This window comes from Rhizobium sp. 25PS6 (assembly GCF_032464655.1).
GTDB classification, from domain to species: Bacteria; Pseudomonadota; Alphaproteobacteria; order Rhizobiales; family Rhizobiaceae; genus Rhizobium; species Rhizobium laguerreae.
Window position 1 is genome coordinate 118,773 of record NZ_JAWDIV010000022.1, and the last position, 18,873, is coordinate 137,645.

Annotated in this window: 18 protein-coding genes; 3 read left to right on the forward strand and 15 right to left on the reverse strand. The window is 59.7% G+C overall.

Features of this window, described 5'->3' with window-relative positions; all coding sequences use genetic code 11:
- Nucleotides 1–67: 67 nt before the first annotated feature.
- The 6 genes from fba to RWK44_RS27885 form a co-directional block, all read right to left on the reverse strand.
- Nucleotides 68–1,132, reverse strand: a complete 1,065-nt coding sequence (gene fba / locus RWK44_RS27860) for a class II fructose-bisphosphate aldolase (RefSeq protein ID WP_025397353.1) — start codon at nucleotides 1,130–1,132, stop codon at nucleotides 68–70.
- 361 nt (nucleotides 1,133–1,493) lie between these two features.
- Complete coding sequence (locus tag RWK44_RS27865) at nucleotides 1,494–2,342, reverse strand: sugar phosphate isomerase/epimerase family protein (RefSeq protein WP_025397352.1); 849 nt, start codon at nucleotides 2,340–2,342, stop codon at nucleotides 1,494–1,496.
- A gap of 11 nt (nucleotides 2,343–2,353) precedes the next feature.
- Entirely contained in the window at nucleotides 2,354–3,340 is a 987-nt protein-coding gene (locus tag RWK44_RS27870) for an ABC transporter permease (RefSeq protein WP_316029689.1), read from the reverse strand.
- Nucleotides 3,340–4,368, reverse strand: a complete 1,029-nt coding sequence (locus RWK44_RS27875; protein ID WP_316029690.1) for an ABC transporter permease — start codon at nucleotides 4,366–4,368, stop codon at nucleotides 3,340–3,342. The genes RWK44_RS27870 and RWK44_RS27875 overlap by 1 nt, the downstream gene beginning before the upstream one ends.
- Nucleotides 4,361–5,875, reverse strand: a complete 1,515-nt coding sequence (locus RWK44_RS27880) for a sugar ABC transporter ATP-binding protein (protein WP_131718467.1) — start codon at nucleotides 5,873–5,875, stop codon at nucleotides 4,361–4,363. Before RWK44_RS27880 ends, RWK44_RS27875 begins: the two co-directional genes overlap by 8 nt.
- A gap of 126 nt (nucleotides 5,876–6,001) precedes the next feature.
- On the reverse strand, nucleotides 6,002–6,985 hold the full coding sequence (locus RWK44_RS27885; RefSeq protein ID WP_025397348.1) for an autoinducer 2 ABC transporter substrate-binding protein: 984 nt from the start codon (nucleotides 6,983–6,985) through the stop codon (nucleotides 6,002–6,004).
- A gap of 244 nt (nucleotides 6,986–7,229) precedes the next feature.
- On the opposite strand from RWK44_RS27885, the gene RWK44_RS27890 reads away from it, so the two are divergent.
- Both RWK44_RS27890 and RWK44_RS27895 read left to right on the forward strand, forming a co-directional pair.
- Nucleotides 7,230–8,288, forward strand: coding sequence for a LacI family DNA-binding transcriptional regulator (locus RWK44_RS27890; RefSeq protein ID WP_077980721.1), 1,059 nt, complete (start codon nucleotides 7,230–7,232; stop codon nucleotides 8,286–8,288).
- A 403-nt stretch (nucleotides 8,289–8,691) separates the two neighbouring features.
- Nucleotides 8,692–8,940 (forward strand): hypothetical protein, encoded by a 249-nt coding sequence (locus tag RWK44_RS27895; RefSeq protein ID WP_027663746.1) that lies wholly within the window; start codon nucleotides 8,692–8,694, stop codon nucleotides 8,938–8,940.
- 87 nt (nucleotides 8,941–9,027) lie between these two features.
- Here RWK44_RS27895 and rsgA read toward each other — a convergent pair whose 3' ends face one another.
- From rsgA to RWK44_RS27940, 9 genes are all read right to left on the reverse strand, one after another.
- Nucleotides 9,028–10,080 carry a ribosome small subunit-dependent GTPase A gene (rsgA, locus tag RWK44_RS27900; RefSeq protein WP_222012007.1) on the reverse strand — a complete coding sequence of 351 codons (1,053 nt, stop codon included), beginning with the start codon at nucleotides 10,078–10,080 and terminating at the stop codon, nucleotides 9,028–9,030.
- A 35-nt stretch (nucleotides 10,081–10,115) separates the two neighbouring features.
- Nucleotides 10,116–10,292 carry a hypothetical protein gene (locus tag RWK44_RS27905; protein WP_164902139.1) on the reverse strand — a complete coding sequence of 59 codons (177 nt, stop codon included), beginning with the start codon at nucleotides 10,290–10,292 and terminating at the stop codon, nucleotides 10,116–10,118.
- 331 nt (nucleotides 10,293–10,623) lie between these two features.
- Complete coding sequence (locus RWK44_RS27910) at nucleotides 10,624–11,808, reverse strand: MFS transporter (RefSeq protein ID WP_316029691.1); 1,185 nt, start codon at nucleotides 11,806–11,808, stop codon at nucleotides 10,624–10,626.
- Between the two features lie 499 nt (nucleotides 11,809–12,307).
- Entirely contained in the window at nucleotides 12,308–12,634 is a 327-nt protein-coding gene (locus RWK44_RS27915) for an RpiR family transcriptional regulator (protein ID WP_077980725.1), read from the reverse strand.
- A gap of 32 nt (nucleotides 12,635–12,666) precedes the next feature.
- Nucleotides 12,667–13,689, reverse strand: coding sequence for a Gfo/Idh/MocA family oxidoreductase (locus RWK44_RS27920; RefSeq protein ID WP_077980726.1), 1,023 nt, complete (start codon nucleotides 13,687–13,689; stop codon nucleotides 12,667–12,669).
- Between the two features lie 29 nt (nucleotides 13,690–13,718).
- Nucleotides 13,719–14,516, reverse strand: a complete 798-nt coding sequence (locus RWK44_RS27925; protein ID WP_077980727.1) for a TIM barrel protein — start codon at nucleotides 14,514–14,516, stop codon at nucleotides 13,719–13,721.
- 25 nt (nucleotides 14,517–14,541) lie between these two features.
- On the reverse strand, nucleotides 14,542–15,342 hold the full coding sequence (locus tag RWK44_RS27930; protein ID WP_131641170.1) for an ATP-binding cassette domain-containing protein: 801 nt from the start codon (nucleotides 15,340–15,342) through the stop codon (nucleotides 14,542–14,544).
- Nucleotides 15,343–15,344: 2 nt separating this feature from the next.
- A complete protein-coding gene (locus RWK44_RS27935; protein ID WP_316029692.1) occupies nucleotides 15,345–16,466 on the reverse strand; it encodes an ABC transporter permease in 1,122 nt (373 codons plus the stop codon).
- Between the two features lie 129 nt (nucleotides 16,467–16,595).
- Nucleotides 16,596–17,543: a sugar ABC transporter substrate-binding protein gene (locus RWK44_RS27940; protein WP_077980730.1), complete on the reverse strand. Its 948-nt coding sequence runs from the start codon at nucleotides 17,541–17,543 to the stop codon at nucleotides 16,596–16,598.
- A 213-nt stretch (nucleotides 17,544–17,756) separates the two neighbouring features.
- Between RWK44_RS27940 and RWK44_RS27945 the strand changes: the two genes are divergently transcribed.
- On the forward strand, nucleotides 17,757–18,749 hold the full coding sequence (locus RWK44_RS27945) for a LacI family DNA-binding transcriptional regulator (RefSeq protein WP_316029693.1): 993 nt from the start codon (nucleotides 17,757–17,759) through the stop codon (nucleotides 18,747–18,749).
- The last annotated feature ends 124 nt before the right edge of the window (nucleotides 18,750–18,873 follow it).

Genomic DNA, 18,873 nt, shown 5'->3' on the forward strand with positions numbered 1-18,873 from the left:
TATAGTGAGAGCATGATGTCGTCCGAAAACCGCTTCACACTTTTCGGCATCATGCTCTAGCCCAGTTTCAGGAGAAAGCCGGATCGAGTGAACCGGACTTGTAACGCTTCGCCATTTCCGCAACGGGAAGGGGCGTGATGCGGCCCGCCATACCGGCCGTGCCGAACTGTTCGAAGCGCTCCTTGCAGAGCTTGGTCAGCGCCGTCATTGCCGGCTTCAGATATTTGCGCGGGTCGAACTCGCTCGGGTCCTCCTGCAGCACGCGGCGGATCTGACCGGTCATCGCCATTCTGCCATCGGTATCGATGTTGACCTTGCGCACACCGTTCTTGATGCCGCGCTGAATTTCCTCGACCGGCACTCCCCATGTCGGCTTCATCTGACCGCCATATTTGTTGATGATCTCCTGCAGCTCGATCGGGACCGAGGACGAGCCATGCATGACGAGATGCGTGTTCGGGAGCTTGCGGTGAATTTCTTCGATGACGTTCATCGCCAGCACCGAACCGTCCGGCTTGCGGGTGAACTTGTAAGCGCCATGCGATGTGCCCATCGCTATAGCGAGCGCATCGACCTTGGTTTCGCGCACGAACTTCACGGCTTCGTCCGGATCGGTCAGCAGCTGGTCATGCGAAAGCTTGCCCTCGGCGCCGTGGCCGTCCTCGGCCTCGCCCATGCCGGTCTCCAGGGAACCGAGAACGCCGAGTTCGCCTTCCACCGAGATGCCGCCGAAATGCGCCATATCGGTCACCATCTTGGTGACGCCGACATTATAGGCCCAGTCGGCGGGCGTCTTGGCGTCCGCCTTCAGCGAACCATCCATCATCACCGAGGTGAAGCCCGCCTGGATCGCCGTCATGCAATTGGAGGGATCGTTGCCGTGATCGAGATGCACGCAGACAGGAATATGCGGATAGATTTCGACGACGGCATCCATCATGTGCTTCAACATGATGTCATGGGCATAGGCGCGGGCTCCGCGCGACGCCTGCATGATAACCGGCGCATGACACGCGTCGGCGGCTTCCATGATGGCGAGCGCCTGCTCCATATTGTTGATGTTGAAAGCGGGAACGCCGTAGCCTTCCTCCGCAGCATGGTCGAGCAGTTGCCTCAGCGTAATGCGTGCCATCCAAGATTCCCCCATATCGATGGTCGATCGAAACGCCGCCATCTCTTCGAAACTAGAGCCCAGGCGCGAGCCGTTCAAGCGTCTTATTTTAATAGGCAAAATGGCATAGGAGGAGGAATGTAACAAGCAATAATAACAATATCACAACGAGTATGATATTTCTCAGCAGTCATTTCGTACCCACAAGCCGAAAGAAATTCCAACATTTGCTGAAGAGATGGGGCGCATGGTCTTGCTGGCGGTGGCGAGAGCTCTTCAGCCAGGCACCCCTGTGGCCGCTGCGGTTGTGACTTATGGACGACCAGCATCAGCCTCGACTTAAGGCTGATGCAACCGAATGGGCGATATCCGGCAACTGGGGTCAGATCAGACCGTATTGTTCCGCCTTATTGCGTAGGAACGGCAGGCCTTTGCCCATGACCTCTTCCATATCGCGTGCAACGGGGCGCCAGACGGCCAGGCCATAGGCGACCTCAACCGGCATGTTGATGAAGCTTTCCATCGCAAGCCCGCCCTTGAATCCGATTGCGGCAAGCGCGGCATAGATCGCATCCCACGGGATGTTGCCGTAGCCCGGCGTGCCGCGGTCGCTTTCGGAAAGATGGATGTACTTTAGGTGATCGCGGGCGATCAGGATGCCGTTTGCCGCACCCTTTTCCTCGATATTCATGTGGTAGGTGTCGAGGTGAACGAAGATGTTGTCGGCGCCGACACGCTCCACCATGTCGACGGCCTGCTGCGCCGAATTGATCAGGTGGTTCTCATAGCGGTTCACGGCCTCGACACCGAGCTGGATGCCGTACTTCCTCGCATGTTTTGCCGCCGCGTCGAGCACTTTGGCGATGTTGTCGTATTCGCCTTGCGTCGGCGGCACGCCGGTACGCTCGCCGATGCCGCCGAAGATGACGCCGGACAGAGCTTCCGCGTTCATTTCCGCAGTCTTTTCGATCGCGACCTTCAGATGCTCGATCGCCGCATCCGGGCGAACGGATGCCCAGGCATGTTCCGGCAGGCCGAGCGAGCAGACGGCGCGCAGCTTGTGCTTTTCGAGCAGGTCGCGGGTGTGTTTGGTATCTACAGCCGGCGCATTGAGCAGCGCGATCTCGATGAAGTCCATTTTGTAATGCACGGCTCCGGCAATCGCCTTCTCGGCGCCTGCGCGATCCCAGTTCATGGTCCACATGCTGGTGTGAACGCCGAAACCTTCCATGGTCGTATCTCCTATTTCACGATTCTGATGAACTTGGCCGAGAGCCATCGCAGCACCATCACGACGATGAGCAGGATGCCCCAGACGGCAGTGGTGAGATGCTGGTTGGCGCCGAGCAGGTTGAGCCCCGAAGAGAGGAGCTGCAGCACGATGAGCGCCACGAAAACGGGCAGGACGCGGCCGAAGCCGCCGAAAGGATTGATGCCGCCGAGAAAGCAGGCGAGCACGGTGATCAGCAGATAGGATTCGCCGTGGCCGACGCGCACCGAATTGAAGCGCGCAAGCATGATGATGCCCGCAACCGCCGCCATCACGCCGGAAAGCATGTAGACCAGCACCAGGACCTTGCGGGTGTTGATGCCGGAATAGCGGGCAGCCTCGATATTGGAGCCGATCATGTAGGTAGAAAAGCCGAGCTTGGAGCGCGAGAGCAGGACGTGGCTGGCGATCACGCAGGCGATCAGGATCAACAAAGGTACCGGGATGCCGAGGATGCTGCCGTGGCCGATCGGAGCGACGAAGGTGGGGAAGCCCGAGATATCGCCGCCGCGTGTCAGGAACTCGCCGAGGCCGCGCAGGAAGATCATCATCGACAGCGAAACGAGGATCGGGTGGGCGCGGGTAAAGGCAATGACCAGCCCCATGACCAGGCCGCTTGCCGCGCCGACGGCAAGTGCCAGAGCCGAACCGAGCAGGAAGGCGCTAGGGCCGGCATCGATGCCGCCATTGGCCTGCAGCGTCCAGGCGAGCGTCAGGCCGGCGATGTTGGCCGTGAAGGTGATCGCAAGGTTGAGGCCGCCGGTGAGGATCGGCATCAGCATGGCAAGCGTCAGGATGCCAAGCTCGGGAAGCTGAAAGGCGACCGATCCGAAGGTCGCGCTCGTCAGGAAATGCGGCGAGGCGAAACCGAAGACGATCAGCACGGCCGCCAGTGCGGCGAGGGGACCGGCCATGTCGGCCCCGAAGATGGCGTTGAAGCGGGCGGCGAGCGCGTTCATCAGCTCTCTCCCCTGTCTGCAGGCCTGCCGCCGGTCAATTTGCGGGTCGCAAATACCGGCACCAGATTGCCGATGCGGGCGCTCGACAAGGTGATCGCAACGAGGATGATCGCGCCGACGATCATCTTGAAGGCGAAGGGCGAGACGCCCATCAGGTTGAGGCCGTTCTGGGTGATCGAGACGAGCAGCACGCCCAGCACGCAACCGAGCACCGAGCCCTTGCCGCCGCCCAGCCGCGCGCCGCCGAGCACCACCGCAGCCAGGACATCGAGCTCGCGGCCATAAAGTGCGTTCGGCACGACCTCCTGCGCATAATGCGCCTGCATGAGACCGGCGATGCCTGCCATCAATCCAAGCCAACCGAAGGCGATGAACTGCATGGCGCCGATATTGATGCCGAAGCGGCGCGCCCCTTCCGGATTGTCGCCGAAGGCATAGAGCTGCCGGCCGGTCGTCGTGCGGGTAATGAAGAGCCAGGTGGCGAGCGTGCAGACGGCCATAACGACAACCGGCAAGGTGATCTCAGCCCAGCTGCCATCGGCCATTTCGCGCTCATAGATGATGACGCGGGTCGTCAGCCAGTCGGGCAGATTGTAGATCGACACGCCCTTGGTGAAGAACATCAGCAGGCCGAAATAGACGTTGAAGGTCGCGATCGTCGCGACGATCGAGATAATCCGGAAGCGGTGGATCAGGAAGGCGTTGATCATCCCGAGCACCATGCCGATACCGGCCGCGATCAGCAGACCGGACACCCAGCCGCCCCCGCCGATCCGCTCAAGCGCCAGTGCAGTGACATATTGCACGATCGAGGCGGCGACGGCGAAGGAGATGTCGATGCCGCCTGATATCAGCACCACGAGCAGGCCGACGGCGAAGATGATATTGACCGCGCTGATGTTGAGCAGGTCGAACCCATTGCCGAGCGTGATGAAGCGGTCGGTCGTAAAAGCCAGGACAATGCTCATCGCGATGATGACGGCAAACAGCACGAATTCCGTCGTATAGGCCAGGAACAGCTTACGCATAAACCGTCGCCTCCAGGTCCTTCAGTGTGGTCGCGCGCGGATCGTACCAGCCGGCCATGTGGCCCTTTTCCATATGGATGATCCGATCGGCGTTGAAATAGACCTCCGGCACCTCGTCCGAGATGAGGATGATCGCAAGCCCCGCCTCGGCAAGGCGCGCTACGATTTCGAAGATGCCGGCGCGGGCGCCGACATCGACGCCCACCGTGGGCGCATCGAGGATCAGCACCTTTGGATCGGTGGCGAGCCATTTGGCAATGGCGACGCGCTGCTGGTTGCCGCCCGAAAGCGTCGAGATCGCATCGTCCTGCCTGCCGATCCTAACGCCGAGATCGGCGATCCAGCGCGCGACGAGCGAGCGCTTCTTTTCAGGCGAAATGAGCCGGCCGCTCAGGATGCGGTTGAGCGAGGCCATGACCAGATTGTCGGCGATGGATTGCGGCTGGTTGAGACCGAGCGAAAGGCGGTCTTCGGAGAGATAGGCGACACCTGATGTGATCGCCTCGCGGTTGGAGGCAAAGCGCACCGGCTTTCCCTCCAACACGATCGTTCCGGAGGCGGGCCGGCGCATGCCGAACAGCGTGAGGGCAAGTTCGGTGCGCCCGGAGCCAAGCAGGCCGGTGATCCCGAGCGTCTCGCCACGGCGCAGATCAAAGGAGATGTCCTCGAACTCGCCAGGCCGGGAAAGCTTGCTGACAGAAAGCACGACCGGGTTCTGCGATACGTCGCGGGCGACTACATTCTGGTCGAAGGTGCGCCCGGTCATCAGCTCGGTGATCTTAGACTGGGTCATGCCCTCCACCGGATAGACCCCGACCAGCGCGCCATCGCGCAGTACCGTGATGCGCGAGGAGATTTCCAGCACTTCCGCAAGACGATGACTGACGAAGACCACGGCAACGCCCGAAGCCGACAGTGTGCGCACGATCGCCAGCAGATGATCGGTCTCGGACTGGGTGAGCGAGGCGGTTGGCTCGTCCATGAACACGATCCGGGCCTCTCCGACCAGCGCGCGGGCAATGGCGACGATCTGGCGCTGAGCGATGGCGAAATCCTTAAGGGGTCTGTCGACGTCGAGGGTGACGCCGAGGCGGGCGAGTGCTTCCTCGGCTATTCCGCGGATCGCGGCATAATTGACGAAGCGCGGGCGCGAACCGGAAAGGGTCTGGAAGGCGATATTCTCAGCCACGCTCATTTCCGGAAAAAGCGCGAGGTCCTGCCAGATGATCTGGATGCCGCGGGACTGGGCCATGGCAGGCGTCATCTGGGATATCACCTCACCGTCGAAGACGATCTCGGCGCCGTCTGCAGGCCGATAAACGCCGGAGATCACCTTGATCAACGTGCTCTTGCCGGATCCATTCTCGCCGGCGAGGCAATGCACTTCGCCGGGCAAGACTTCGAAGGAGACGTCTTTGAGCGCCTTGACACCGCCGAATGTCATGTTGATGCCGCGAAGCGAAAGAAGCGGCGTGGCCTTCACACCATCATCCGTTGCTGTGTTCATGCCGGTTGCCCGTCCAGTCGAATGCCATAAAAGTCAAATGGTCCGGCCATGGCCGGATACCGCTCTCTTTCCCGAACGCCGGGCCGGTCGACATGGACCAGCCCGACACCCGGGGAGGGGGCCTCTTCAGAGGCCCATTGCGGCCAAGTCGTCAACCGTATCCTTGTTGATCGGCAGCAGCTGATCGACGATGATGTCGTTACCAACAGGCTTGATCACGCCGAGACCCGGAATGTCATCACCTTCCTTGACGCTCTCGCCCTTGATCAGGCGATCGGCGAGCGTGACGAAGACTTCGCCGGCCTGTTTCGGATTCCACATGAAGCCGCCCGATATCGCGTCGGCCTTGATCAGCTTCTGGCCCTGACCGGGCGAGAACGGGCCGAGCACGAAGATTTTGCCCGTCTTGCGGCGTTCCTCGATGGCGCGCCCAGCGCCGATCGGACCCTGGCTGCCGAAGGCGAGGAAGCCGGTCAGATCCGGATGCGCGGCAATGAGATCGAGCGCCGTCGAGCGGCTCTTGTCGACGTCTTCCGCCACGCCGTAGCGCTCGCCGACGAGCTTCATGTCCGGGTAATTCGCCTTGATATAGGCGATTGCGGCATCCGCCCAGGCGTTGTGCAGCGGCACGGTCAGCGAGCCGACGAAGACGGCATATTCGCCCTTGCCGCCCATTTTCTCGGCGAGCAGCTTGCCATGCGCTTCACCGAAGCCGGTGGCCGATGCGAGCTCGAAATTCCAGTCGGCGCCCTTCTGCGAGGGCGATTCATGCGTAATGACCTTGATGCCGGCGGCCTGCGCCTTGGTCAGCACGGGCTCAAGCACCTTGGCATCGTTCGGAACCACGCCGATGACCTTGACGCCTTGGGCAATCAGATCCTCGATGGCGCGCACCTGCAGCGCCGGGTCGGCGCTGGTCGGGCCAATCATGAAGGCATCGACCCCCAGTTTCTGGCCCTGTTCCTTGATCCCGGCTTCCATCGCGTTGAACCAGGGAATGCCGCCGATCTTGACGACAACGCCGACCTTCGGCGCGTCCTGCGCAAACGCGACCACCGCCCCGGCAAGCGACAGCGATGCGGCAAACGCCGCTACGATAAGGCTCCTCATCCTCACTCCTCCTCAAAGGTCGCTCATACGAACGACGACCACCGGCCGGTTTGCGGCAGGTTGTTCCTGATTGCTTCTTGGCGAGGGAATACCCTTGCCTCCCATCCCGCCTCCTCCGGCGAACCATCTTTGCACAATCGATCTTTCTTTTTTGCACAATCGATGGTGCAATGACTATCGATCAAGGCGGGGCTTTCGTCAAGAGGGGTTTGTTTCTAAGGGAAGCGACAAAGGAAGGCGCGATATGACCAACGTCAGCAGGAAGAAGGCGACCATCTACGATCTCTCGATCCTATCGGGTGCGTCGCCTTCCACCGTGAGCGCCGTGCTGAACGGAAGCTGGCGGAAACGGCGTATCAAAGAGGCGACGGCGCAGCTCATTCAGAATCTGGCAAACGAGCACGGCTATACGGCAAATCTGCAGGCCCGCGGCTTGCGTTCGTCCCGCTCCGGTCTCGTCGGTCTTCTGCTGCCGGTGCACGACAACCGCTATTTCTCCTCGATGGCGCAGTCTTTCGAGGCGCAGGTCAGAAGCCGCGGCCAGTGCCCTCTCGTCGTCAGCGCCTGTCGCGATCCGGAGGAGGAGCGCAAGGTTGTCGAGACGCTGATCTCCTATTCGATCGACGAGCTTTTCATCGCCGGCGCAACCGATCCGGATGGCGTGCACAAGGTTTGCGAAAAGGCTGGGCTGAAGCACGTCAACATCGATCTGCCGGGCACGCTGGCGCCGTCGATCATCAGCGACAATCATGAAGGTGCGCGCATGCTGACACAGGCGATCATCGAACGCGCGCAGGAGGATGGCCCACTTTCACCCGACGATCTGTACCTGTTCGGCGGCCGCAACGACCATGCCAGCCATGAGCGAATTCGCGGCTTTCGCGACGTAAAGCGCGCATTGCTGGGCGCGGATCCGGACGTCTGCATCCAGCCGACCGGCTATTCCCCCGCCATGACGGCGCGCGCCTTCGAAGCCTTCTACGAAGGCCATGGAAAGCTGCCGCGCGCATTCTTCGTCAATTCCTCGATCAACCTCGAAGGGCTGATGCGCTTCCTCGCCCTGCACCCGCATGAGACCTTCGCCGATATCATCGTCGGCTGCTACGACTACGATCCCTTCGGCTCCTTCCTGCCTTTCCCCGTCTTCATGATCCGGCAGGACAGCGAGGCGATGATCACCAAGGGGTTTGCGATCCTCGACGCAGACCGCGGCCCAGCAATTACGCATCTGGTGCAGCCGACCCTCGTGCCCCCACGCACGGCGCTGATCGGCCCGCTCGATGCGCTGAAAGATATCGAGTAATGCATCCTGCCTCGTTTCGCTACGATCAAGGATGGCGGAGGATGCTTGGCGTGCAGCTTGCACCACATAGGCGCGCCTGACGAACACGATGAGCACGCTAAAAAGAGCCCACTACCTCCAGTTCCATAAATAAGGGTTACACATCAGCGGCTTATCCTGAGTAAGGCGTCGCCGGTTCACATCCCTTCAAGAGCACTAAAACGGGCGGGGCCTCGGCTGAGTGGTACCGGTTTACAACGATTGCTTCGAGTCTTTCTCGCAACACCTGAGCGGGAACTGTAATCTTGGAAGGATTTGGCTGGATTAGAGCGATTCAGTTACGGTATCGGTAGGACTGCGAAGCGATTTGCGCGAGCGGGACAGCTAGAGACAGCACGTCCACATCTCCTAAAGCAGGATCTTGATGAACGCGGATATGATAGCCGCCTGGGCGGTGGAAAATGGATTCCATGCGATGGATTCCGGGAATTATCGTCGCCATGACAATGCAGGCGTGATCACGATCGAGATAAAGAGGATGTCATTCCTCCTCATCGATGAGAGGCAAGGATTGCAACCGCGCCTCATATCGCGGTTGTTCAAAGATATATCCCTCACAAGCGGGAGCGGCCGCTTGCAGGGTCTTCTTCGTGACCGCAATCCCAATCATTGAGCGCTCGCGCTATCCCCCAGCCCAGCCAATTCAGGTGGCGGATCATGGGCTGATGCCGATGAGCACCGTCGCAAACGTTCTACACTTTCAATATTTCTTCTTGCGAACGATCTTGTTGCCGCGTGGTCCGCTCACGACCGGTGTTCGGTCGCGGTTTTCTGCAAGCAGGTTCCGCCAGCGTTCCAGGCGATCGGCGACCAGAGCACCGCTTGCGACAGCTGCCTGGACCGCGCACCCAGGTTCATGGGCATGGGTGCAATCGCGAAAGCGGCAAAGCGGCGCCAGTTCGGTTATTTCAGCAAAGAGGGTGTCTATACCGTCGGCACCATCACTCACGTAAAGCGTTCTTATTCCCGGCGTATCGATGAGCCAGCCGCCGCCTGAAATTGCATGCAGGGATCGCGCCGTGGTTGTGTGGCGGCCCTGCGCGTCATATTCGCGGATGGTGCCCGTCTTTTGCTTTGCGTCGGATTCAGGCCCGGTCATGGTGTTCACCAGCGTTGATTTTCCGACACCAGAAGATCCCACCAACGCAACCGTCTGGCCAACGCCGCACCAGGGCCTCAACAGGGAAACGGCGTCCGCGGAGCGCCCATTCAAGGCGATGACAGGCAGGTCACGCTGCAACGCCTCGGCTTGCGCCTGGAATATGCCGACATCTTCCGCGGTGTCCACCTTCGTTAGCACAATCACCGGATTGCTCCCGGCCTGGTTGGCCATGATCAGGTAACGTTCCAGCCGAGCAAGATTAAAATCGGCATTGCACGAGGTCACGATCAACAGGGTGTCGATGTTGGCGGCAACAAGTTGCTGGCCACGTCCGCCTTCCGGGCGTCGCTGAAAGACGCTTTTTCGGTCGAGACGTCTGATAAGCATGTCAGTCAGTGCATCGGCAAGAACCCAGTCGCCCACCGCGTAGTCACCGGTACTGGTATTGGATGGGAATTCCAGTCCGACCGGCCCGGTGACATCGATTGCCTCGATGCGTGCCCGGTGAACTGAAGCGATGCGTCTGGGGATCAAGTCCGCTTCGCTGGGCTGGACCTGGTCAGCGAAGAATTCAGACCACCCAAGCAGTTCCAGCGATGAAGAAAGTTGGGAGCTGGTCAAATCTTGTTCCACTTTCAGTAAGGCTGCCATAAAGGGTTTTTGAATGATCTTCCGCGGCGTTTCGCCTAGCTGCGTGGATGATCCCGTTTTGGCAACGAGGTTGCGTAAGCAGCAGCTTCGCCGGGGTAGGGGAAATCGTCCCCGAGCTGACGGTCTCCATCGTAGACTTTGAAGGTAGGCCCTTCGACTTCAACGATCTTATAGCCATTCACGTATTCGATCTTCGGTGTTTTCCAGCCCATCAAAGCTCTCCAGTGCGGTCCGAGGGTGTGTCTCTGAGGATGTGCCAAGACCTCATACACAGCGATCTATGACCTATCAGGTGCTTCACGATTAGCCAACGCCGGTTCGATCCCGCTCAAGGCCGTCGTTCGTCTGTAATTTCGGCGAAGCGTCACCGCCAGGCTGGTTTACACGTGATCAATAGCGCACGATGGCGATCTTCCCCGACCAGAGCGGACTGACCTTCAATCTCGCAAGGCTTAGGGAAAGCACCATGCATGCCGCGACGACGTGCTCGTTTGGGCCTTGCGCGGAACCAATCGCGCGGCCAAAAACCGGCAGCACAATAAGTCACCCGTTGACGCTTCGAGCAATCGCAGCGCTACCGCCGCCGGCAGCCCGGGGCGTAGCAAGCGCCTTGGCCGAGAAGAGCGCGTAAATGATCAGCGGAAGACAGACGAGATAGGATGTCCGGATGCCAGCATGTTCGGCAATGAAGCCGAGCAGCGGCGGCGCCAGGAAGAAGACGACAAAGCTCATCTGGCCGAGGGCGGCGACGTTGAGATACGCCGCGCGATCTGTGCGTTGGGCCGCCGCCGAAACGGCGAGAGGATAGACCGCGCTGCAGCCGGCGCCCATCAAGGCAAAGCCCACCAGCGCGACATAGGGATGCGGCGCCGCCGACACGGCGCAGATGCCGATCGCCGAAAGAACAAGCAACATCGTGGCGACGGCCCGCGCGCCAAACCGATCGACCAGCGGATCGACGAATAGGCGCGCCAGCGCCATGCAGAAGGTAAAGAGCGTCAGTCCCAGTCCGCCGATGAAGGGCTCGAGCGAAAACACATCGCGCATATAGATCGCCGACCAGTCGATCCCGGCGCCTTCGACGAGAAAGGCCGCGATGCCGATCACGCAGAGCGGCATTAGGCCCCAGGTGGGAAGCGCTACCAGCGGCGCCTTGCCTTCATGCAACGCGATCCGCGCCGGTGCATTCCGCATGCCGGAAATCGCCCAGATGCCGATGATAAGAACCGTGACAAAGGTCGCGGCGAGATGGAGTTCCATCGAAATGCCGGCTTGGCGGACGACGGAGGAGACAAGTGCTGTGACGAAGAAGCCGAGGCTCCAGAAACCATGCGCCCTGTTCATCACGCCGCGTCCTAACTGCGCTTCGATGCGGTCGATCTCAACATTGAGATTGATCTCCAGCGCCCCGGCGAGCAGCCCCTCGACGAAGAGCACACAGAACACGAGCGGCGCCGCACCGATCCACGGCACCAGCGACAGCAGCGCAGATGTGCCGAGAACAGTAATGAATGCCGTCGTACGCGCGCCCAGCCGGGCGATCAAGGGCGAAGATAAAGTCAACGAAATCAAGGCGCCGATCGCAGCCCCTATCAGCGTCAACCCCAACTCGGACTTATTGACGCCCATCGCAACCTGCAAATCCGGCATCCTCGACAGCAGCGCGCCCAGCGACACAGCGAAGAGAAAGAAGCAGACATAGATCCGCTGCTGCGGCGCGATTTTCATGATGCAACTCCGGGGATTGACGCGTCGACGCAAAACACGCGCGTATGGACCTGGGATGTCTATCTCAGAGGGCCCAAGATCGAAACTAGTTTCTGAGGGAATGCGTCGGAGAAGGTGATCTTGGGGAGCGGCGCGATTTGCCGGGCCGCGGTAACGTGTGCGTGCCGCTTGATCAAGGTTTCAAGCTTGCCGCCGCGATTCCAAATGCGAGCTTCGTACCGCTTGAGAGCAAGAACCATGTGCTCGTGCCGGACGAGGCCTGCATGTAACGTGTTTCAAGCCGAATTTGCTGCCTTCCTCGGGTAGAAATCGGTCGAGGCAGCCGCGCGCGGTTCGTGGGGCTATCTCACATCAAGCCTCCCAACGATCTCCTTTGGTCCAGCAGGTGCGTCGCTTTTCGCCGATACAGATTGAGGAGCTAGTTTGACAACCTTTGCCAATTTCAGTTTAACTTGTGCGCAGTATGGAGGCCCAAATGGCCGACTGTGGCGACGGCCATCTACCCATCGCTCTCGTTTTTCGTACCCGACTCGGGTAACAACACAGCCAGGCGGCGGCGCAACTCATTTCTGAAAATTGCGCGTGCCTGCGCGATTTCATGGAAACCGATATGCGCAACGAAGCGCATGACCGTAGAGACGGAGACGCCGCAGTCGTCCGCGATTGAGGTCGCGCTACCAAAGGCCATGAGTTCCGGTTTGGCCAGGACCCTCTTCGCCACATTCTCGACGCGAAGAGGGAAGGTGACGTGGCGGCAGGCGATGGCCGACTTCAGCTCTTCGAAACTTGCCGGCGGGCTGCATAGATTGCGGATATGCTGCGACATTTCTTGGCACACTCCGTCTTTTGCGATCCGGCCTAGAGGCTGGACAGCTGAATTGTCCTGCGTTCGGTAATCGACGTGATACAGGCGAGCGCGATGGCAAGCGCATTGCGGGCATCTTCACCGGTCGGGCCGGTGACGGAGCCTGTCCTTATGGCGTCGACGAAGGAGGCGAGCTGGGCGGTGTAACCGTGGACAAAGTGATCCGTGTCACGCCGCCAGGTATCGTTCGAAACTCCGTTCTTGTCGTAGAGCGTCATCGAGGAACGGCGTACATCGCCCATCGTCACCATGCCTCCGGAGCCGAAGACCTCACCGCGGATGTCGTAGCCGTACATGGCGCAGAAATTCGCCTCCGCCACAGCGATCGAACCGTTGTCGAAGCGGATGGTGACGACGGCGGTGTCGTGAAAACCCTTTCTGGCAAAGTCCGGTACCACGAGGGCATCGGCAATCGCCGTCACCTCGATCGGGGTTGCTTTCGGGTTCAGCCACAGCAGCGTGTCGAAGTCGTGGATCAGCGTCTCATAGAAGATCGTCCATAGCGGCGTCTTTTCCGGGTTGCCGCCGTAGGGACCCGGGTCTCGCGTCAACGAGCGAAGAAGTTGGACGGAACCAACTTTGCCGGCGTCGATCGCCGCGCGGCCCTCGTAAAAAGCCTGGTCCCAGCGGCGATTGAAACCAACCTGGAGCGGTACCTTGGCAGACTTTGTCTCAGCGATCGCCTCGTCTGCTTCCCCGAGCGTCAGCGCCATCGGCTTTTCGCAGAAGACCGCTTTTCCGGCCCGGGCGGCTTCCACGACGACGCTCGTGTGGAAACGCGCCGGCGTGGCGATGATGACGCCATCGATCTCCGGATTGGCGAGGAGCTCCGATACGCTGGTATAGGCTTTGGGTGCATCGAGCGCTGCCGCCAGTTTTTCGGCAGCGCCCGGCGCCGGATCGGCGACGGCGAGCAAATTGGCATCAACCAGGCGCCTGGCGACGCTTTCGGCGTGGAACGAACCGATGCGGCCGGCACCGATGAGAGCGAGATTGACGGGACGGTGGGCGGGCATGGAAAGCTCCTGAAAATGCTGCTGTCGGATCAAAGGGAAAACGCGTCGCGAAAGCGGGAAAGCGCCAGCTCGTCATCGCCGGAAGGCCAGGCTTCCATGCCGATCGTGCCCCGGTAGCCCATCTCATTCAGGGCGCGTGCGATCGCCGGATAGTTGATTTCACCAGTGCCCGGCTCTTTACGGCCGGGAACGTCGGCGACCTGGATTTCACCGATATGTGGAAGAGCGGTGCGGCAAAGCTCGATCAAGTTCCCCTCGCCGATCTGTGCGTGGTAAAGATCGAGGTTGAGCTTCAGCGACGGCCGGTTGACGGCCGCCACCAATGCAAGAGTGTCGGCGGCCTTGGCAAACGGCGTCTTCGGATGGTCAACAGCCTCGTTCAGGTTTTCGAGCACGAAGGTGACGCCTTCCTCCTCGCCGAGATCGGCGATACGCTGTAGGGTGTCGTACGCCTTCAGCCACATGGCGCCAGTGACGATTTCCGATTTGACGACGGGCAGACCCTGCCCGTCGAGCCCGGTGCCGTGCAGGTTGAGGCGTGGGCAGTTGAGTTCCTTGGCGACGGGGATCGACAGGCGCGCTGTGCGCAGAAGCTCATTCGCACCTTCCTCGTCTGCCAAAGTGCCGGTCACGTATCCGGTCATCGACGAGAAAGTGGCGCCAGATTTTGCGATCGCCTTGATATCGTGTTTCGTCCAGTCCCAAATTTCCGCCTGGAAACCGAGTTCTGTGATCCGTTTCAGCCGATCAAGAACGGGCAGGGAGCGAAACACCATTTCAGCGCACACTGCGAGCATGAAAGGCGAGGATTTTAGGATCGTGGTCATTTCTGTTTCCCAATGCTTGTATTGCTCAGATCGTCCCGCCGAGCTCGTGAGAAATCACCTGCAGTTCCTTGCCGCCGGCCATGAGGTTCTGCAGTTCCTCGAGAGAAATCTCGCTTTTGTCGAAGGTGCCGAGCGTCTTTCCACGATTGAGAACCGTGAAGCGGTTCCCGACTGCAAAGGCGTGGCGGACATTGTGGGTAATAAAAATTACGCCGAGGCCTTTTTGTTGGACCTGGTGGATGTACTTCAGCACCATTGAGGTCTGGGCAACACCCAATGCCGACGTCGGCTCATCGAGGATGAGGACCTTGGCTCCGAAATAGACGGCCCGCGCGATCGCCACACATTGCCGCTCGCCGCCGGAAAGGGTGCCGACCGCCTGGTTGGGGTCGCGGATATCGATGCCGATCTTGTGCATCTCCTCGCGGGTCACCTCGCTGCAATACTTGAAGTCGACATGGCGAAACGGAGGAATGCCCTTTACGGGTTCCCGTCCCATGAAGAAGTTTCGCGTGATCGACATCAGCGGGATCATCGCCAGATCCTGATAGACGGTTGCGATCCCGGCATCGAGCGCATCGCGCGGACTGGTGAACGCGACTGGCTTTCCCTCGACCAGGAAATCGCCGCCCGAAGGACGGACCACACCCGACAGCGTCTTGATGAGCGTGGATTTCCCAGCTCCGTTGTCGCCAAGCAGGCAGAGCACTTCGCCCTGCGATACCTTCATCGAAACGCCCGAGAGAGCGATGACGGAGCCGTAGTGCTTGACGATATTTTTGACTTCGATGACGGGCGGAGCGGTTTCTGATTGGCTACCAGTCATGATCAGCGTTCCCCTGTCACTTTGCGGCGGATGAAATTGTTGAAGAGAACGGCCAGCAGCAGCATGGAGCCGAGGAACACCTGGAACCAGTCAGAGTCGAACTTCGTGTAGGTCAGGCCGATCGAGACGAGGCCGAAGATGATAGCGCCGAAAAAGGCGCCGATCGCCGAACCGTAACCGCCGGTCAGCAGACATCCGCCAATCACGGCAGCGATAATCGCCTCGAATTCCTTCTGGAAGCCGCGGCGCGCGTCCGTCGAGCCGGCGTCTAGAACCGTGATGATGGCCACAAGCGCCGCGGCGCAGGCCGTGAGCGCGAAGAGCCCCGTCTTCACGCGATCGACCGGTACGCCGGAGTTTCTAGCCGCATTGGGATCGCCGCCGGCGGCAAAGACCCAATTTCCGATCCGAGTGCGCAGAAGAACCCAGGTGGCAAGCCCGGCAATGGCGATGAACCAGACCACCGACACCGGCACGCCCGTGACTTTCGGAACGCCGTTGTCGAACTTCTCGACCAGGCCATGGGCTGCAAGCCAGCTGAAAAGATCCTGAAAGGCGACGCCTGAGAACAAGCGCTTCAAGAGACCGTCGCTGACGACCTCACCTATACCGCGAAGCTGCGTTGAGCCGCCTGTCGCCCATTTCAGGCCAACAAGGGTTAGACCCCGCAGAATGAAGAGGAAGGCAAGCGTGACGATGAACGACGGCAGCCGTGTCCTGATCACGATCTGTCCGTTCACCGCGCCCATGGCGGCTGCAAGCAGCATCGTGATGATAATGGAAATCCAGAGCGGTTGGCCGAAATTGGTCAGGGCCGCACCGAAGATCAGGCCCGCGAAGGCGACCATCGAGCCGATCGAAAGATCGAACTCGCCACCAATCATCAGCAGAGCTGCCGCAATGGCGAGAATTCCCAGCTGTGAGGCTGGGGCCAGGATCGTCATCACACCTGAAAGCGAAAACATCGAACGGTCTGCGGTAAGAAAGAAGAACGTCACCACCAGGATGAGGCCAGCAACCGCGCCGAGCTCGGGCCGACGCATCATATGTGTGAGAAAGCCCACCTGTTTGATGCGCTCGTCGGAGTTAGACGCATCTCCTATTTTTTGCTCAATCGGAGCCATGATACCTACCTCCCAATGGATGCAATTCGCCGAAGCGCCGAGGGCATTCCTCACGGCGCACGTCGCCTGTCGAACACCCTCTTCGAAAGCGGAGGGTGTTCGACAATCAAGCCTTTCGGCAGTCGTGGATTAGCGGATGCCCTTTGCAGATAATTCGACGACCTGGGCGGCCTTTTCCTTGGTGATCAGGTTCGGACCGGAAGGCACGTTGCCGCCGGGGATCAGGCCGTACTTGGCATAGTTTGCGAGGAAGACCACGGGCAGATAACCCTGGAGGAACTGCTGCTGATCGATGGCGAAAGCGGCATCGCCAGCTGCGACAGCCTTCAGGAAGTCTGCAGAAAGGTCGAAAGTGGCGACTTTGATCTTGCCAGTCATGCCTGCATCGGCGACGGCAGCCAGCGACGGTTCGCCGGCAGTGCTTGCGCCAAGCGCCATAACGGTGTCGATGTCGGGATTGGAACTGAGCGCCGCCTTCACCTTGGCCCGAACGTCGGCCGGATCGTTGGAGACGGGTAGGACCGTAACGGTACCCGCAAAACCATCGGAAAAGCCCTTGCAACGCTGATCGAGGGAGACGTTGCCGACTTCCTGGTTGACGCAGATGGCAACCTTGCCGCCCATTTCCTTGAGCTTTTCGCCCGCTGCCTTGCCGGCGCTGTATTCGTCCTGGCCGACATGGAGGAGCGCTCCGAGCGACTTCGAGACATCGGAACCGGAATTGATGGAAATGACCGGAATGCCGGCGGCGACAGCCTTTTGTATGGACGGGCCCAATGCGGACGAATCCGGGATCGAGACGATCAGACCGGCTGGCTTCTGGTTGACGGCTGCGTCGATCAACTGGCTCATGGCCACCATGTCGAAGGTTTCCGGTGCGCGATAATCGATGCTGACACCGGCATCCTTGGCACCGGCGCTCACTCCGTTCTTGACGACGGACCAGAAGGGGTCGTTGGCCTGGCCGTGCGTTACGGCGATGATGTTGATATCCTGTGCGATGGCAACGCCGGATGCAGCGCCAAGCGCTCCAACCACGGCAGCGCCCAGCACGATTTTACGAAGAAACGATTTCATAAAAACTCCTCCCAAAGGGTGTCCCGCACCTCCGAGCGCGAGAACCACCAAAAACGCCTCAGACGGCGCGTCCTCCAAAGTTGCTACCGGGTGCATATTTTTTGCTACCGGTAGCAAACGTGCATAGCTATAAGATTCTTGCTAAGAGAAATCAACCATTCATTTCGCATTCCGACAGAAATGGAATAAACGTTTCAAACGGGAGGTTCGACTATGAAGCGAGCGACGGCGCAGAACGTGGCGATGGAGGCCGGCGTTTCAAAGTGGACGGTCATCCGCGCATTTACGCCGGGTGCATCGATCACGAAAGCAAGCAAAGCCAAAGTGCTGGAGGCGGCAGAGCGGCTCAATTATCGGCCGAACCTCTTGGCCAGGAGCCTTGCCACCAATTCTACACATCAGGTCGCGGTTCTCGTGGATGACTTCGCAAACCCGCACAAGCTTCCGTTTCTTGAAAAGCTGACCGCCAGCCTGCAGGCGGAGGGGCTCGTGACCATGTTGATCAATATCAATCAACACTACAACCACGTGCACGCCATATTGAATGCCGACCAGCGGCAGGTTGATGCGATCGTGCTCTTTGGTACGGCGTTTCGGGACGAGATGTTGACAGATCATAAGCTGGGACGCGGTGGGCCTCCGATGTTTGTTCTTGCTCGAGATAGCCAGATCGAAGGTGTTCCCGCCATCTCCTGCGATGCGGTCGTGGCGATTGCCGAGATCGGCGAGCACCTATTAAAAAGGGGATATCGGAGACCGGGATTTATGGCCGGGGCGCGTACATTGTCTACAGCGCTTGGCAGGCGGAGAAACTTTAAGGAGTTCTGGCGAACCGCTCTCGGCGTCGAGCTCGTAGAGATGTCTGCCGAGCGTTACAGCGCAGAAGCCGGCGCGCAAGCCGCACGGGACTATCTGTCCAAAGTTGCGCCGGAAGACCGGATCGATGTCCTCATGTGCGAAAACGATGCTCTCGCGTTCGGAGCGATGGATGTTGCCCGAAGCGAGTTCGGCTTACGTGTGCCGGATGATCTCGCCATTGTGGGCTTCGACAACGCTGCTCCTGCGGCGTCACCAGCATACGGCCTTACAACCTACGAGCAACCCACCGACCAGATGGTCAAAGCGGCAATAGACATGATTCTGGAAAGAGCACCGAGGGAGACGGTTAACTTCAAAGGCGAGCTTGTGGTGAGAGATTCGGCCTGATTGATCGAGCAATATAGGCCAAAACGTATTTGGGCAAAATCCTCCAGGCGACATCTTGTCCGGGGCGCTGCGGTTGATTGGTGCAATCACTTAGTTCCATAAGCTATCTTATGCGATGTATGCT